The sequence below is a fragment of the Nocardia sp. NPDC004860 genome (assembly GCF_040609015.1).
Classification (GTDB): Bacteria; Actinomycetota; Actinomycetes; order Mycobacteriales; family Mycobacteriaceae; genus Nocardia.
Genome location: NZ_JBEXJI010000002.1, coordinates 278,614 through 293,719 on the forward strand (window position 1 = coordinate 278,614; position 15,106 = coordinate 293,719).

A 15,106-nucleotide genomic window follows, 5' to 3' on the forward strand; every position below is an offset into this window, starting at 1 on the left:
GATCATCGCCGGGGATCAACCCTAGCTCGAACCCGGGGCGGAAAAGCCACGGCCGCCGGACCGGCCGAGCCGGTCCGGCGGCCGCGCCGTGCGCGAATACCGTTACGCCGGAACGATTTCGATACCGATGGTGCCCGCGCTGCCGCGACGCACCTTGCTCAGGGTGATGCCCAGCCAGCCCTGAATGCCGTAGCGGCGCTTGATGAGATCGCGCACCCGCTCGGTGCCGGCCGCGTCGAGCACGGTCGCGCTGCCCTTCACGATCTCGCCGCGGGTCTTGCCGCGCAGATCGCACGCCTGCACCGTGACCTCGGGATTGCGGCGGACACGCTTGACCTTCCAGCTGTCGGTGACGGTCCAGACGTAGAGGCGGCCATTGTCGAGCGCAGCCCACACCGGCGTGCCGACCGGCGTGCCGTCCTTCTTGTAGGTGACGAGATTGACGTAGTTCGCGGTGCCCACGGGCCCGAACGGGTTGTCCACCTCCGCAGCCTATCCGGAACCGGCGGGCGACGCGGACCACGCGCCGTGTCGGGGGCGGGATCCCGGCCGGGTCCGTACCGTGGGTCGCGAACCGACCGGCGAGGGCCGACCCGCTCGGCGCCTAGTGCGAGGAGGCGATTTCGCGGGCGGCGTCGCGCGCTGCCGCGAAATCCGCGACCAGGTCGGCGAACGTCACGGCATGCGTGAGCGGCAGATAGTGGCCCGCGCGCGGCACGATCAGGAGCCGGCCGTTCGCGCAGGCACGCACGAAACGCTGTTCGCCCAGGCGGAAGTGGTCGTGACCGCCGTTGATCAGGCGCACCGGGCCCGGGTAGGTCGCCAGTGCGGCAACCGGATCGAAACCGGATACGGCGGCGAGCACATCCGGAATCACCTCGGTGGCGATGCCGCCGCGGGCGATCGCCGCGGCCACCCGGGGTGGCACCGCACGGTCGAAGACCTTCTCGCTGAGGGCCTGTCCGCCGTCGGGCCGGGACGACAGGACGCGATGCATGAGCCGGAACGGGGTCGCCAGTGCGGGCCCCGGGACCAGGGTGGCGCCGGCGAGCACCACGCCCGCTACCTGGTCCGGATGGGCCGCCGCGGCCGCGATGGTGGTGAGGCCGCCCAGGGAATGACCGACGACCAGTGCGGATCCGCCGAGTCGATCGAGACCCGCGCGCACGGCCCCGACCGCGCCCGGCAGCGTGAAGCGCTCACCGCGGCGGGCGCCGTGGCCGGGTAGATCGATCGCCAGGACCGGGCGCTGCGGGGTGAGATGCTCGCCCACCTCCACCCAGCAGGTGCTGCTCAGCCGAATGCCGTGGACCAGCAGGACCGGCGTTCTCGTCATGACTACCTCCCGAATCGAAATGCAACGCTGCGTTGCGTTTCCATGAAAGCAGTGCCGGAAACACAACGCAACGTTGTGTTGTATTTTGGGGGAGTGACGACACCGGGACGGCGATCGGCGGGCAGGCCGCGACAGGCCGAGGCGATTTTCGGGGCGACCCTGGACCTGCTGGCGGCCAAGGGTTATGACGGGCTGACGATGGAGGCGGTGGCCGAACGGTCGGGAGTGAACAAGACGACGCTGTACCGGTGGTGGCCGGCCAAGGACGCGCTGCTGGCCGCGGCGCTCATCGACTCCGACGTACTGGCCTTCCCGGTGCCCGACACCGGCAGCCTGCGGGGCGATCTGCTGGCGCTCGCGCAGGCGATCGCGGGGCTGTTGACCGCCGAGGCGACCGCACCCATCGCGATCGCCGTGCTGGCGGCCGCCCCCGCGCGCCCGCACCTGGCGGCGGTCGGGGCGTCGTTCTTCGCCGACCGGCTCGGCCGCGAACAGCCGGTGTTCCAGCGCGCGGTGGCCCGGGGCGAACTGGCCGCGACCTGCGATCCGGCGGCGATCATGGACCTGCTCGCCGGCGCGATCTGGTTCCGGCTGCTGCTGCGCGGCGAGCCGCTGACGCCCGAATATCTCAGCGGCGCAGTCGATCTGGTGATGAATGGCCTACCCGCGGCTGGCCGGGCGGGCTAGGCGGGATTCGCCCCGACCATCCGCAGCGCGAGCGCCGCGTAGTCGGCGCCGATCTCCTCGGGAGAGCGGCGGTAGTCCCTCTGGTACCAGCGCGCGGTGTCCACACACAGCGACATCAGCGCCAGCGTGACGGCATTGGTGTCGGTGACGTCGAAGACGTCGTCGGCGAGGCCCTGGCTCACGAGATCGCGGACCAGGCGGTGAATGGCGACCTGGAGGTCGGCGACCTCGGAGCGGTGCTCGGGGGTCAGGTCGGTCATGTGGTGCAGGACCACACGCACCGAGGCGGCGTGCTCGGCATGCCAGACGGTGAGATCGCGCACCACGGCGCTGAGATGGTCGGCGGCGCTGCCGGAACCGGCGGACGCGGCCACCGCGACCTGATGGGTCAGGCGCATGGACGACAGCGAGATGCGGTAGAGCACTTCCTCTTTGGAGCCGAAGTGCACGTACAGGCCCGCGGGGCTGAGCCCGGCGCGGGCGGCGATGTCGCGGGTGGTGGTGGCGTGGAAGCCGCGCTCGGCGAAGGCGTCGATGGCGGCCAGGAAGATCCGGCGCTGGCCCTCGGGGAAGCGGCGCTGGGTGAGCTCCAGGTGCGCCACCGCGGCGGTGTCACGAGAGCCGTCGGCGGCGGTGTCGCGGATGCCGTTCCCGGTGATCGGCGCGATGTCGTCGTTACCCATCGAATGAGTATCTCCCAGAGAGTGTTTCACCCGACCACCGGCCGGGCGTGAGGGACGCCCGGCCGGTGGGGTGGGGGTGACGGGGCTCCGGTCACATGTAGACTAAGCGGACGCTTAGTCCGGCGCGGCCCCGAGACCGTGACGCCGGGATCCGCCGGGCATCCGCGTAGCCCGGACGTCGATCCCCGTCACGCGGCCGGGCGCGGAAACCCGACGTGCCGTCCGGGTTTCCGTGCCCAGGCCGGACCCGTCACGCCACGCGGGTGAGGACCTGCGCGCCCGCGTTGGTGATCGCGATCGTGTGCTCGGAGTGCGCGGTGCGCGAACCGTCGGCCGAGCGTAGGGTCCAGCCGTCCGGGTCGGTGACGATGCGGTCGGTGCCGCGCGCGAACCAGGGCTCGATGGCGAGGGTGAGGCCGGGGCGCAACCGGAAGCCGCGCCCGGCGCGGCCGTCGTTGGGTACGTGGGGGTCCTCGTGCATGGTGCGGCCCAGGCCGTGACCGCCGAATTCGGTGTTGATCGGGTAGCCGCCGGCGCGGGCGACCTGTGCGATGGCCGCGGACAGGTCGCCGATGGTGTTGCCGGGCCGCGCCACCGCGATGGCCGCGTCGAGGGCCTGTTCGGTGGCGCGGACCAGGCGCGCGTCCTCCGGATCGGGGGTGCCGACGATGGTGGTGACCGCGGAGTCGGCGACCCAGCCGTCGATGCTCACCGCCAGATCCATGCTCAGCACGTCGCCGTCACGCAGCGTGTAGTCGAACGGAAGTCCGTGCAGCACAGCGTCATTGACCGAGAGGCAGACGGTGTTGCGGAACGGGCCGCGCCCGAACGAGGGGGAGTAGTCCCAGTAGCAGGAGACCGCGCCGCGCTCGCGGATGCGGTCGCGCACCACGGCCTCCAGTTCCAGCAGATTCACCCCGATCTGCGCCTTCTCCCGCAGTTCGCTCAGCACTCCGGCCACGAACTGCCCGGTCACCCGCATGCGTTCGATCTCGGCCGGGCTCTTGAGCTCCACCATGACAACCTCCTCGTTTCGGTATTTTTATACCGACCATAGCGGGTTGCGGTATTTAAATACCAACCGTAGGGTGGCGAGCATGGTCCGACTGCCCCTCACCCCCGCCCAGCTGGAAGCCGGTCGGCGCCTGGGCGCCGCGCTGCGTGCCGCCCGTGGCGGCCGGGAGCTGCTGGAGGTGGCCGCGAGCGCGGGTATTTCACCGGAGACGCTGCGGAAGATCGAATCGGGCCGGCTGCCCACCCCGGCGTTCGGGACCGTGGTGGCCCTGAGCCGCGCACTGGACATCCCGCTCGACGAGCTCGCCGAGATCTGGCAGCCGGGCCACGCGGACCAGCGCTCGGCATCGTGACTGCGGGCCGACTCAGTCGGCGGTCAGTTCCACCGGCACCGCGATGACATCCACCATCGCGCCGTTGCGCAGCACCGTCACCGGCAGCGAGCGGCCGATGGCGTCGGCGAACAGCTGCCGCTGAATCCCCTGGGCGTCACGGATTTCGGTGCGCGCGATGCTGAGCATCAGATCCCCGCGCCGCAGTCCGGCGCGCTCGGCCGGGCCGCCGTGCACCACCTCGACGATGCGCAGCCCGGCGTCCTGCCCGGTGCGGGCGGCCACGGCGGTGGGCAGCGGTGCGGGCACCCCGACCACGCCCAGGTAGGCGCGCCGGACCCGGCCCTCGGTGAGCAGGGTGCTGATGATGCGGCGGGTGGTGGCATTGATCGGAATGGCCAGGCCCAGGCCGATGCCGGCGACCGCGGTATTGATCCCCACCACCCGGCCCGCCGAATCCGCCAGCGCCCCACCGGAATTGCCGGGGTTGAGGGCGGCGTCGGTCTGGATCACGTCCTCGATCACGCGAGCGGCGCGGCGATTGCCCACCGGCACCGACCGGCCCAGCGCGCTCACCACGCCCGCCGTCACCGACCCGGCCAGCCCGAGCGGACTGCCCACCGCGACCACCAGCTGGCCCACCACCAGGGTGTCGGCGTCGCCCAGCGTCACCGCGGTCGGTGCGCCGCCGCGGGCGCGCAGCACAGCCAGGTCCGAGAGCGGATCCACACCCACCACATCGAATCTCGATTCCAGCCCGTCGGCGAACACCACGGTGCCCTCGGCCGCCTCACCCACCACGTGCGCGTTGGTGAGCAGGAAGCCGTCGTCGGTGAAGACCACCGCCGAGCCCCCGCCGCGGCGGGTCTGCACGCTGGCGACGTGCGGTGTCACCGACTTGGCGACCGCGATCACCGTGCGCGAGTAGGCGTCCATCGCCGCGGCGTCGGGGGTCCCGAAGCCGGGCTGCGGGGTCGATGCCGCTGAGTTCGCGTTCTCGTCCATCGACGAGAGGGCAGCTTCGTCGTCCACGACGACCACCATCCCGATTACATGATTACGTTGCCTCAATCCCAGGATGCGCGCGAAACCATCGTCACGACAACCGGTTCGCCGACAGCGCAACCACACCTCGGGCAGGCCGAGGTCAGGGCCTCAGCGGAGGCGGTACTTCAGGTGGGTGACCCGGGTGCCGGCGACGATCTCGGGATCCTCCAGCAACACCGGCGCGTTGGAGAGTTCACCCAGCAGCGGGACGCCGCCGCCGAGCAGCACCGGCACGATATCGACCCAGATCTCGTCCAGCAGGCCCTGTTCCAGGCACTGGCGGGCCACATTGCCGCCGCTGACGCCCACCATCTTCGCGCCGGCGATGCCGCGCGCGACCTCCACGGCCTCCTTCACGCCGCCGGTGACGAAGGTGAAGGGCGCATCGGGGTGGTCGGCGACCCACTCGTCGGGCACGGTGTGGGTGACCACCACGATGGGCTTGTCCGCCGGGTGCACGCCGCCCCAGCCGTCGGTCAGGGTGAACAGGCGCTTGCCGACGATGTAGACGCCGACCCCGTCGAGCCAGGCCCGCAGATACGCGGCGTCTTCCGGGGTCAGGTTGAACGGGATCTCGGGGTGGGTGCTGGGGATCGGGACGTCGCCGCTCTGGTACCAGGCGAACAGGTGCTCGAATCCAGTTTCGCCCGGGCCCGCGATGTATCCGTCGAGGGACATGCTCGCGCCGGTGACTACCTTGCTCATTGCCGAACTCCTTCATGGGTGGGACGAAGCGGCGGGGGATTGCCGTCTCTGCGATGAAGTCGGAGCCGATATCGGCAAATCATCGTTCATGCCCCGAGAAGTTGCCGGGAAACCATGGCGCGGAACCGGACCGGTGCACGCGCCGACCGCGCGCGGACCGATCCGCGCGCGGTCGGGCCACCGCCACGCCGTTCAGTCGTGGCGGGTGGCGTGCCGGGGCAGCAGCACGCACAGCGCCGCGCACCCGAGCATGGCGGCCACGATCCATGGCGCGGCGGCGTGGAAGCCCTCGGCCGGGCCCGCGGAGCTGTGGTGGAAGAACACCGTGCCGATCACCGCGACACCCAGCGCGCCACCGAATTGCTGTGCGGTGGAGAGGATTCCGGATCCGGCGCTCGCGGTCTCGGCGGGCACCGCGGACAGCACCACGTTCGCCAGCGGCACCACCAGGAACCCGAGGCCGGCACCCGCGAGCAGCAGTCCCGGCACCAGCGGCCAGGCCCCGGTGTGGTGGGCGGCGGCGTGGTCGACGGCGTAACCGACCCAGCCGAAACCACCCGCCATCAGCAGCGCGCCTGCCAGCAGCACCCAGCGGCCGAATTTCACGGCCAGGCCGTCGGCGGCGGGTGCGGTGAGGAATCCGCCCGCGGAGAACGCGACGGTGAGTACACCGGCCTGCATCGGGGTGTAGCCCTGGCCGGCCTGCAGCCACAGCGCGAAGATCAGGAAGAAGCCCTGCATGCCGATCGAGAACAGCAGCTGCACGAGCAGACCCACCGAGAAGGCCGGACGCCGGAACACCGGCAGCGGCAGCAGCGGCGCGGTCGCCTGACGCCGGGACTCGGCCAGCGCCAGCCCCGCCAGCGCCACGACACCCGCGGCCAGGCACAGCCAGCCCCACACCGGCCAGCCATTGTTCTCGCCCTGGACCAGTGGGTACACGACGGCCACCAGGCCGCCGGCCAGTACCAGCGTGCCGAGCAGGTCCGGGCGGGCCGCGCCGCGTTCGCCGGTGCCGGGAATCAGCAGCGCGCCCAGCACCACGACGGCCACCGCCACCGGGACGTTCACCAGGAAGATGGCCCGCCAGCCCCAGCCGAACAGATCGGCGTCGGTCAGGACACCGCCGAGCAGCAGGCCGATGGCCGAGGCGAAACCGGCGATGGCGCCGTACATTCCGAATACCGCGCCGCGCTCCTTGCCCTCGAACAGGGTACGGAACGAGCCGAGCACCTGCGGCACGATGAGCGCCGCCGCCACACCCTCCAGCGCGCGGGCCCCGATCAGCTGGCCGGGTGACTGCGCCAGCCCGCAGGCCAGGCTCGCCAGCCCGAATGCGGTGGTGCCGCACAGGAACAGCAACTTGCGACCGTACCGGTCGCCGAGGTGACCGGCCACGATGAGGCTGGCCGCGAATCCGAGCAGATACGCCGACACCAGCCACTGCAACTGATCGCCCGCGGCGTGCAGATCGGTCCCGATCGAGGGCAGTGCGACATTGACGATGGTGACGTCGAGCAGATCCATGAGCGCGGCCACCATCATGACCACGGCCGCGGCCCACCGTCGTGGATGCGGGATGACCTGCGAGTTCTCGGGTGGTGCGGGGGTTGTGAGGGTCATGTCGGACTCCTGGAAAGTATTTCGTTCGGCCGAACAAAACAATATGACCGACGCTGTAGTCCGTCAAGAGGTTCGTTCGGGCGAACGAAATACTTGGTAGAGTCGTGCCATGACCAGCGCCACCGAGCCGGGGGAGTCCGGCGACAGCACGGACGAGCGCCGCGCGGCGGTGATCGGCGAGCTCGACGATGTCGGCCGCGACTCCAGCACGGTCGCCGTCATGTTCCACAGCGCCATCGCCGCCAAACAGGGCCTGGGGGCGACCGATATGAAGGCCATCGACCTGCTCCAGCGGCACGGCCCGCTGACCGCCAAGGAACTGGGCGAGCGCAGCGGCCTGGCCCCCGCCTCGGTGACCGGTCTGGTGGACCGGCTCGAACGACGCGGCTACCTGCGCCGCGTCCCGCACCCTACCGACAAGCGCCGGATCCTGATCGAACTCTGCGAGCAGCCGGTCGACACCGAACTGGTGCCGCTGTTCGAGGACTGGGCCCGCGAAGTCCACTCGCACTACGAGGATTTCAGCACCGAGGAACTCGAAACCGTCATCCGCTTCCTGCGCGGCTCCACCGCCCGCCAGCGCGCACTGGCCGCCCGGCTCGACGCGGAGTAGCCACGGCGGCCGACGGTCTCGGCGCACCGTGCCTCACGGTGACGCGCGCTCACCCGCTGGCAAGCGCCACCGGAATCGTCATGATCGAGGTGCGAGGCGGCTGGAGGACGCCCGGCGCGACGCGGATCGCGCTGGGCGGCAATGGGATCCAGATTTTCGGTGCGGCGCCGCCGGACCGGGTCAGGTCGCCTGGCTCACCGAGGACATGTGGAAGTCGGGAATCCGCAAGGGCGGCATGGCCGTCCGGGTGAACCAGTCCTTCCACTCGCGCGGCAGGGTGATCTCGGTGCGGCCCGCCTCGCTGACCCGGCGCAGCAGATCCAGGGGGCTCTCGTTGAAGCGGAAGTTGTTGACCGCCGCGGTGACCTCACCGTTCTCGACCAGATAGACGCCGTCGCGGGTGAGGCCGGTGAGCAGCAGCGTGGCCGGATCGACCTCGCGGATGTACCACAGGCAGGTCAGCAGCAGCCCGCGTTCGGTGCGCGCGATCATGTCCGGCAGAGTGGCCTCGCCGCCGCCGGTCATGAGCAGGTTCTCACCCGGCACCGTGACGGGCGCGTCGAATTCGGCGGCCGTGGCGCGCGGGTAGACCAGTGACTCGATCACGCCCTCGCGGACCCAGTCGGTGCGCTGCGCGGTCAGGCCGTTGTCGAACACCGACAGCGACTCCGACGACGACGGTGTCGCCACGAACGGCCGGTACTCGAGCCCCGCCGCGCTCGGATCCGAGTACAGCGTGAGCGGAATCCCGGTCAGCCGCTCCCCGATTCGGGTGCCACCCGCCCGCGAGAACGCGGTGTGGCCCTCGTGCGCGCCGCGGCCCTCCATGGTCCAGGCCATGTAGATCATCAGATCGGCGACGGCCGAGGGCGGCAGCAGCGTCTCGTAGCGGCCCGCGGGCAGGTCGACGCGGCGCGAGCTCCAGTCCAGGCGGCGCGCCAGTTCGGCCAGCAGGCCGGGGGTGTCGACATCGGCGAAATCGGTGGTGCCGGTGCCGACCCAGGCGCTGGCCAGCTCCGCGCCCGCGCCCCGCTTGCCATTGATCTCCACCGAGCCGGTGGGCTGCACCCAACGCCGGCGCAGACCGGTGGAGGTGCCCAGCCAGGTGGAGTGCATCTGGTGGTGGGCGAAACCGTAGAGGCGGTCGGCGCCGTCGAAGCCGGCGGCGAGATCGGTTGCCAGCGTGGTGAAGACGCCGATGTCGGTGGTGGCCGGGTCGCCGTCCCAGTCGAGCAGCTTGTCGAGGGTGTCGGCGTCGACGGCGTCCGGGTGCAGCAGCGGCATGGCGTCGCGCGCGGGTTCGGCGGTGCGGGCCGCGGTTTCGCTGGCGCGCACCACGGCTTCGATATCGGCGGGATCCACGCTGGTGGAGCTGACGCTGCCGACGCGGGCGGTGTCCGGGCCGTCACGGAACACCGAGACGACCGCCCAGTCCCGCGAGACCGAGGAACCGTTGGTGGTCATGGAATTTCCGGCCCAGCGCAGCGACGCCTCGTGGGCGTCGGTGACGATCACCATGGCCTCGTCCGCGCGGGAGGCCCGCAGCGCGCGGTCGACGACCTCGGGGGCGGGGAGCACACTCACCGTGTCGGTCCTTTCCTACTGTCCGGCTTCGGCGCGGGTATTGAGAATATTGATGCCGCGCACCAGGACCGAGGGGCAGCCGTGGGAGACCGCCGCCACCTGACCGGGTTGCGCCTTACCGCAGTTGAACGCCCCGCCCAGCATCCAGGTCGAGGGCCCGCCGACCGCCTCCATCGAACCCCAGAAGTCGGTGGTGGTGGCCTGGTAGGCGACATCGCGCAGCTGCCCCGCCAGTTCGCCGTTGCGGATGCGGAAGAAGCGCTGACCGGTGAACTGGAAGTTGTAGCGCTGCATATCGATCGACCACGACTTGTCGCCGACGATGTAGATGCCGTTCTCCACGCGGGAGATGAGCTCGGCGGTGCTGGTGTCGCGGTCGGGATCGGGTTGCAGCGACACATTGGCCATACGCTGGATCGGCACGTGGTGTGCGGAATCGGCGTAGGAGCAGCCGTTGGAGCGTTCGAGACCCAGGCGCGGCGCGAACACGCGATCGAGCTGGTAGCCGACGAGCACGCCGTCGCGCACCAGGTCCCAGCGCTGCCCGGCCACGCCCTCGTCGTCCCAGCCGACCGTGGCCAGACCGTGCTGCTGGGTGCGGTCGCCGGTCACGTGCATGATCGGGGTGCCGTACCGCAGGGTGCCCAGCAGGTCGGGGGTGGCGAAAGAGGTACCCGCGTAGGCGGATTCGTAGCCGATGGCGCGGTCGTACTCGGTGGCGTGGCCGATGGACTCGTGGATGGTCAGCCACAGATTGGTCGGGTCGATGACCAGGTCGGCAGGCCCGGCCTGCACGGTCGGGGCCTTCACCTTCTCGGCCAGCCACTCCGGCATCCGCGCGAGTTCGCCCGCCCAGTCCCAGGTTCCGTCCGCGCCGGTCACGTACTCCCAGCCGCGCCCGGCCGGGGCGGCGAGGGTCCGCATGGTCTCGAACACGCCCGCCGACGGGTCGACGGTGATGGCCTCGAACTGCGGGTGCAGCCGGACCCGTTGCTGGGTGATGCGGGAGCCGAAGCTGTCGGCGTAGAAGGTCTGCTCCTTGACCTGCAGCACCGATGCCGTCACGTGATCCACGCCGTCGGCGGCCTGCAGCCGGCCCGAATAGTCCAGCAGCAGCGCCACTTTGTCCGGCGTCGGCACCTCGAAGGGGTCCACCTCGTAGGCGGAGACGTACTCCGCGCCGTCGTAGCGCGGTTCCGGGGCCAGCTCGACGCGCTCGCGATTGAGTGCGCGCAGGGTCCGCGCGACGGTGACCGCGCGGCGTGCCACCTCGGCGGCGGTACCGGTGGTGAGGTCGGCGTGCGAGGCGAAACCCCAGGTACCGTCGACGATCACGCGCACCGCGAACCCGAGATCGGTACTGTCGGACACTGATTCGACGCGTCCGTCGCGCAATCGGATGGACTGCTGCACGAGTCGATGCACGCGCAGGTCGGCGTACTCGGCCCCGGCCGCGCGGGCGGCGCCGAGCGCGGCGTCGGCCAGCGCGGACAGCGGCAGCGCGCGGAACTGCTCGTCCACGACCTTGGTAGCGATGCTCACCCGCACCACGCTAGAGGCCGACACGCCGGGCGTTCAAGAAACGACTCACCTCGAACCGAATTCACTCCACGCAAAAGTGCATACGCTGCAACGATGCACGAAGTGTGAAGCAGCACAGCCTGAAACGGCGCGCACGACAGCTGGACATGCCGCGTTTTGCTGACCGGATGCCGTACTGTCTGCCCGCGTGCCGCCATCCGCACTCCGCGATCGCAAACGGGAACGCACCCGCCGAGCCCTGCTCGAAGCCGCCGTCGAACAGTTCGAGAGCCGAGGTTATGAGGCGACCACCGTCGCCGATATCGCGGCCGCCGCCGAAGTCGGCACCCGGACGTTCTTCAACTACTTCGCCAGTAAAGAGGAACTACTGTTCCCCGAGCCGGACGAACGTGTGCAGGCCGCCGTGCGCGCCATCGCCACCCGCCGTGCCGGGGAACGCCCTGTCGAGGTGCTGCTGCGCGCCCTGCGCGCCGCCGGGGACAATCCCGGCGACCACCTCGGCGACACCCTCGCCGCCCGCATCGCCGTGCTGCGCGCGCAGGTTTCGCGCACCGTGCCCGCCGTCTCGGGTCGCGCCGCCTACGCCCAGCTCGCCTCCCAGCAGGAGATCGCGCGCCAGCTGCGCGCCGCCTTCCCCGACGAACTCGACGACGTCGGCGCGGCCGCGCTGGTGGGCGCGGTGGTCGGGGCCGTCTCGGGCGCGCTCACCGTGCTGTTCCAGCGGCCCGGCCTCGAGGACGGCGAAGCGCTGCAACGCAAGATCCAGGAGACCACCTCGAAGGTGCTGGCGCCGTGGCTGACCCAGCCCGAGACCGCCGCGCCGCGCGAATTGCCCGGCGAGCAGACCGCATTGCTGTCCGACGGGCCACTACGCCAGGAGTCCGACGCCTTCCGGCCGATGCCCACCGTGCACCGGCTCGGCCCGGAGTCCTTGCAGCGCTCCGCCTTCGACGGCGGCAGCCCGCGTTCGCTGCCGGGCGGTCACCGGCCCGCCGAGGACGCCCGCGTCTGACCGTCGCGGGTCCGGGGTCAGCCGCCGAACTGCTGCCAGCCCAGGCGGATCACCATGGCGACGACCACCGCCAGCAGGACGGCGCGGACGAAGCCGGCGCCCTTCGCCAGCGCCATGCGTGAACCGACCACGGACCCGGCCACATTCGCCACCGCCATGGACAGACCCAGCGCCCACAGCACGTGGCCGGTGCTCGCCAGGAACAGCAGCGAGCCCAGGTTGGAGCCGCAGTTGATGACCTTCGCCATGGCGGCGGCACGCACGAACTCGGTGCCGAGCAGGGTGGCGAAGGTGATGATCAGGAAGGTCCCGGTGCCGGGACCGAGAATGCCGTCGTAGAGCCCGATCAGGCCCGCGGCCAGGGCGACCACCAGGATCGTCTTGCGCCGGGTCGGCGGATGGGTGGCCATGGTGACGCCGACCGAGGGGCGAAGGGTCACGAAGATCGCCACGCCGACCAGCACGACCATCACGATCGGGACGAAGTATTTCTTGTCGATCAGCGCCACCGCCGCGGAACCGCAGGCGGCCGCGATCGCGGCGATGACCGCGCCCGGGATCAGGACCTTCCAGCGCATCGGCACCCGGCGGGCGAAAGTGAGGACCGCGGCGCTGGTGCCGGAGAACGCGGCGATCTTGTTGGTGCCCAGGGCCGTCTGCGGGGCCAGGCCGGGCAGCACCACGAACAGGGTGGGCAGCACGATCAGGCCGCCGCCGCCGACCACCGCATCGACCCATCCGGCCGCCGTCGCCGCGGTCAGCAAGACCGCCCAGTCCGCAAGATTCACAGGGCGACCCAACCAGAAACCCCGGAGCAAGATCAAACGGTTGAGTGCCCAGGACAGGCCGACCCGAGGCCGCCCGCGGGCACGACCGTAGGGTGGACGGGTGCGCCGGTTCAGTTTGTGGCTGCGCGGCAAGCCGCTGATCACCGATTCCGTGGTGGCGCTGCTGCTGCTCACCATCGATGTGCTCGCCCTGAGCAACAGTCAGTACAAGCCGACCTACCTGGTCTTCAGTGTGCTGCTGCCGCTGCCGATCGTGTTCCGCCGCACCCACACCCGCGCCGCGGCGCTCGCGGTGGTGCTGCTGTCCATCGCGGCCTCACTGGTGCACGGGGCGGTCGGTGACACCTCCGTGCATCCGGCGCTGCTCGGGCTGGGCATCATGCTCTACACCCTGGTCGCGTATGTCGGCCGCCGCCAAGGTCTGCTCTACCTGGGCATCCTGCTGCTCGACAGCCTCATCTCGGCGGCCGCCATCGGTAAACCATCGGGCACCGACATCGCCTTCACCGCCCTCTATTACGCACTGTGCTGGACGCTGGCCGAATTCGTCGGCGCCCGCCACGCCTACGACGCCGAGGTCGCCGCCCGCCTCGCCGTCGCCGACTACGACCGCGAACGCCGCGCCCACGACGCGGTCGCCGCCGAACGCACCCGCATCGCCCGCGAACTGCACGACGTGGTCGCGCACGCGGTCAGCGTCATCATCGTGCAGGCCGACGGCGCCCGCTACGCCCTGCGCCACGACCCGGACACCGCCGAACAGGCACTCACCACCATCGCCGGCACCGGCCGCGACGCCCTGCGCGAACTGCGGCGCACCGTCGAACTGCTGCGCACCGAGCATGCGCCCGAACAACTTCCGCAGCACGGCACCGCCGGCATCGCCAAGGTCGTCGACATGATGCGCAGCGCGGGCCTGGACGTCTCCCTCGAACTCAGCGGCGAACTCGACACCGTCACCCCCGAGGTCAGCCTCGGGATCCACCGCATCGTCCAGGAATCGCTCACCAACACCCTCCGCCACGCCGGCGCCGACCCGCACGCCGACGTCCGCGTCACCCGCCGCGACGCCGACGTCCTGCTCGACATCACCGACTCCGGCGGCGCCCCCGTCGAACCCGCGACCACCCCCGGCGGCTGCGGATCCCCCAGCGCCCCAACCACACTCACCATTCTCCCGCCCCCGGCCCGCATCCCGGGCAGCGGCCTGGGCCTGGTCGGCATGCGCGAACGCATCGCCGTCCTCGGCGGCACCCTCACCGCGGGCCGAAATCCCCACGGCGGCTGGACCGTCCGCGCCACCATCCCCCTGGACCGCGACGTCCCCGACTGACCGGCTCCCACCTGCGACGACCAGATCGTCCCGCGATCGGCCCCGGCCCGCGCGCACCACCGCACCGGGCGGCCGGATAGGTTGTGGGGGTGCCGATCACCGTTCTCGTTGTCGATGACCAGGAGCTCATGCGGGCCGGACTGCGGATGGTGCTCGGTGCGCACCCCGACCTCGAGGTGGTGGGAGAGGCGGACAACGGGGCCACCGCCATCGCGCGGGCGGGGGAGCTGCGGCCCGACGTGGTGCTGATGGATGTGCGGATGCCGGTGACCGACGGGGTGACCGCGACGGCGCGGATCATCGAATCCGGGTGCGGGAGCCGGGTTCTGGTGATGACCACCTTCGATCTCGACGAGCACGCGCTGGGCGCGCTGCGCGCCGGGGCCAGCGGATTCCTGCTCAAGGACACGCCTCCGGAGGATCTGATCTCCGCGATTCGCAGTGTCGCCGCGGGGGATGCGGTGGTCTCGCCCAAGGTGACCAAGCGGCTGCTGGACCGCCTCATCGCCGAGGACCCGGCCGCCGGGCGCGATCCCCGCGTCCTCGATGTGCTCACCGCCCGCGAACGCGAGGTCCTCGAGCACATCGCCGCCGGGCGCTCCAACGCCGAGATCGCCGGCGCGCTGTTCCTGTCCGAGGCCACGGTGAAGACCCACGTCGGCCGGGTGCTCACCAAACTCGGCCTGCGCGACCGGGTGCAGGCCGTGGTGCTGGCCTACGAGACCGGGTTGGTGCGGCCGGGCAGCGCCTAGCCGGTGTGACCGGCGACGCATCCGGGAGAAAAACCGCGCGGTCGCGCGTTGCACG

General features: G+C 70.9%; 16 protein-coding genes. 6 read left to right on the forward strand and 10 right to left on the reverse strand.

The genetic code is table 11. From position 1 onward, the window contains the following. Nucleotides 1-102 precede the first annotated feature (102 nt). Nucleotides 103-483, reverse strand: a complete 381-nt coding sequence (locus ABZV44_RS05255) for a PPOX class F420-dependent oxidoreductase (protein ID WP_354832266.1) — start codon at nucleotides 481-483, stop codon at nucleotides 103-105. A 121-nt stretch (nucleotides 484-604) separates the two neighbouring features. Next, on the reverse strand, nucleotides 605-1,336 hold the full coding sequence (locus ABZV44_RS05260; protein WP_354832268.1) for an alpha/beta hydrolase: 732 nt from the start codon (nucleotides 1,334-1,336) through the stop codon (nucleotides 605-607). Nucleotides 1,337-1,429: 93 nt separating this feature from the next. Here ABZV44_RS05260 and ABZV44_RS05265 point away from each other — a divergent pair, with 93 nt between their 5' ends. Next, the gene (locus ABZV44_RS05265) at nucleotides 1,430-2,023 is read left to right on the forward strand and encodes a TetR/AcrR family transcriptional regulator (RefSeq protein WP_354832270.1); all 594 of its coding nucleotides are present in this window, start codon (nucleotides 1,430-1,432) and stop codon (nucleotides 2,021-2,023) included. Here ABZV44_RS05265 and ABZV44_RS05270 read toward each other — a convergent pair. Beyond that, nucleotides 2,020-2,706 carry a TetR/AcrR family transcriptional regulator gene (locus ABZV44_RS05270; protein ID WP_354832272.1) on the reverse strand — a complete coding sequence of 229 codons (687 nt, stop codon included), beginning with the start codon at nucleotides 2,704-2,706 and terminating at the stop codon, nucleotides 2,020-2,022. The genes ABZV44_RS05265 and ABZV44_RS05270 overlap by 4 nt on opposite strands. A 250-nt stretch (nucleotides 2,707-2,956) precedes the next feature. Next, nucleotides 2,957-3,724, reverse strand: a complete 768-nt coding sequence (gene map, locus ABZV44_RS05275) for a type I methionyl aminopeptidase (RefSeq protein ID WP_354832274.1) — start codon at nucleotides 3,722-3,724, stop codon at nucleotides 2,957-2,959. A gap of 79 nt (nucleotides 3,725-3,803) precedes the next feature. Between map and ABZV44_RS05280 the strand changes: the two genes are divergently transcribed. After that, entirely contained in the window at nucleotides 3,804-4,073 is a 270-nt protein-coding gene (locus ABZV44_RS05280; protein ID WP_354832275.1) for a helix-turn-helix transcriptional regulator, read from the forward strand. A gap of 12 nt (nucleotides 4,074-4,085) precedes the next feature. Here ABZV44_RS05280 and ABZV44_RS05285 read toward each other — a convergent pair whose 3' ends face one another. From ABZV44_RS05285 to ABZV44_RS05295, 3 genes are all read right to left on the reverse strand, one after another. Beyond that, complete coding sequence (locus ABZV44_RS05285) at nucleotides 4,086-4,988, reverse strand: trypsin-like peptidase domain-containing protein (protein ID WP_354833106.1); 903 nt, start codon at nucleotides 4,986-4,988, stop codon at nucleotides 4,086-4,088. Between the two features lie 219 nt (nucleotides 4,989-5,207). Further along, nucleotides 5,208-5,804: a dihydrofolate reductase family protein gene (locus tag ABZV44_RS05290; RefSeq protein ID WP_354832277.1), complete on the reverse strand. Its 597-nt coding sequence runs from the start codon at nucleotides 5,802-5,804 to the stop codon at nucleotides 5,208-5,210. A gap of 192 nt (nucleotides 5,805-5,996) precedes the next feature. Then, a complete protein-coding gene (locus ABZV44_RS05295) occupies nucleotides 5,997-7,427 on the reverse strand; it encodes an MFS transporter (protein WP_354832279.1) in 1,431 nt (476 codons plus the stop codon). Nucleotides 7,428-7,536: 109 nt separating this feature from the next. Here ABZV44_RS05295 and ABZV44_RS05300 point away from each other — a divergent pair, with 109 nt between their 5' ends. Next, nucleotides 7,537-8,040 carry a MarR family transcriptional regulator gene (locus ABZV44_RS05300; protein WP_354832281.1) on the forward strand — a complete coding sequence of 168 codons (504 nt, stop codon included), beginning with the start codon at nucleotides 7,537-7,539 and terminating at the stop codon, nucleotides 8,038-8,040. 180 nt (nucleotides 8,041-8,220) lie between these two features. Here the strand turns inward: ABZV44_RS05300 and ABZV44_RS05305 are convergent, their stop codons facing one another. Both ABZV44_RS05305 and ABZV44_RS05310 read right to left on the reverse strand, forming a co-directional pair. Further along, nucleotides 8,221-9,618, reverse strand: coding sequence for a TldD/PmbA family protein (locus tag ABZV44_RS05305; protein ID WP_354833108.1), 1,398 nt, complete (start codon nucleotides 9,616-9,618; stop codon nucleotides 8,221-8,223). A gap of 21 nt (nucleotides 9,619-9,639) precedes the next feature. Continuing rightward, nucleotides 9,640-11,175, reverse strand: coding sequence for a TldD/PmbA family protein (locus ABZV44_RS05310; protein ID WP_354833110.1), 1,536 nt, complete (start codon nucleotides 11,173-11,175; stop codon nucleotides 9,640-9,642). Nucleotides 11,176-11,353: 178 nt separating this feature from the next. Between ABZV44_RS05310 and ABZV44_RS05315 the strand changes: the two genes are divergently transcribed. Then, entirely contained in the window at nucleotides 11,354-12,178 is an 825-nt protein-coding gene (locus ABZV44_RS05315; protein WP_354832283.1) for a helix-turn-helix domain-containing protein, read from the forward strand. A gap of 17 nt (nucleotides 12,179-12,195) precedes the next feature. Here ABZV44_RS05315 and ABZV44_RS05320 read toward each other — a convergent pair whose 3' ends face one another. Then, nucleotides 12,196-12,966: a TSUP family transporter gene (locus ABZV44_RS05320; protein WP_354832285.1), complete on the reverse strand. Its 771-nt coding sequence runs from the start codon at nucleotides 12,964-12,966 to the stop codon at nucleotides 12,196-12,198. A 100-nt stretch (nucleotides 12,967-13,066) separates the two neighbouring features. On the opposite strand from ABZV44_RS05320, the gene ABZV44_RS05325 reads away from it, so the two are divergent. Together ABZV44_RS05325 and ABZV44_RS05330 are read left to right on the forward strand one after the other, a co-directional pair. Next, nucleotides 13,067-14,299: a sensor histidine kinase gene (locus ABZV44_RS05325; protein WP_354832287.1), complete on the forward strand. Its 1,233-nt coding sequence runs from the start codon at nucleotides 13,067-13,069 to the stop codon at nucleotides 14,297-14,299. Between the two features lie 89 nt (nucleotides 14,300-14,388). Beyond that, nucleotides 14,389-15,051, forward strand: a complete 663-nt coding sequence (locus ABZV44_RS05330) for a response regulator transcription factor (protein ID WP_354832289.1) — start codon at nucleotides 14,389-14,391, stop codon at nucleotides 15,049-15,051. The last annotated feature ends 55 nt before the right edge of the window (nucleotides 15,052-15,106 follow it).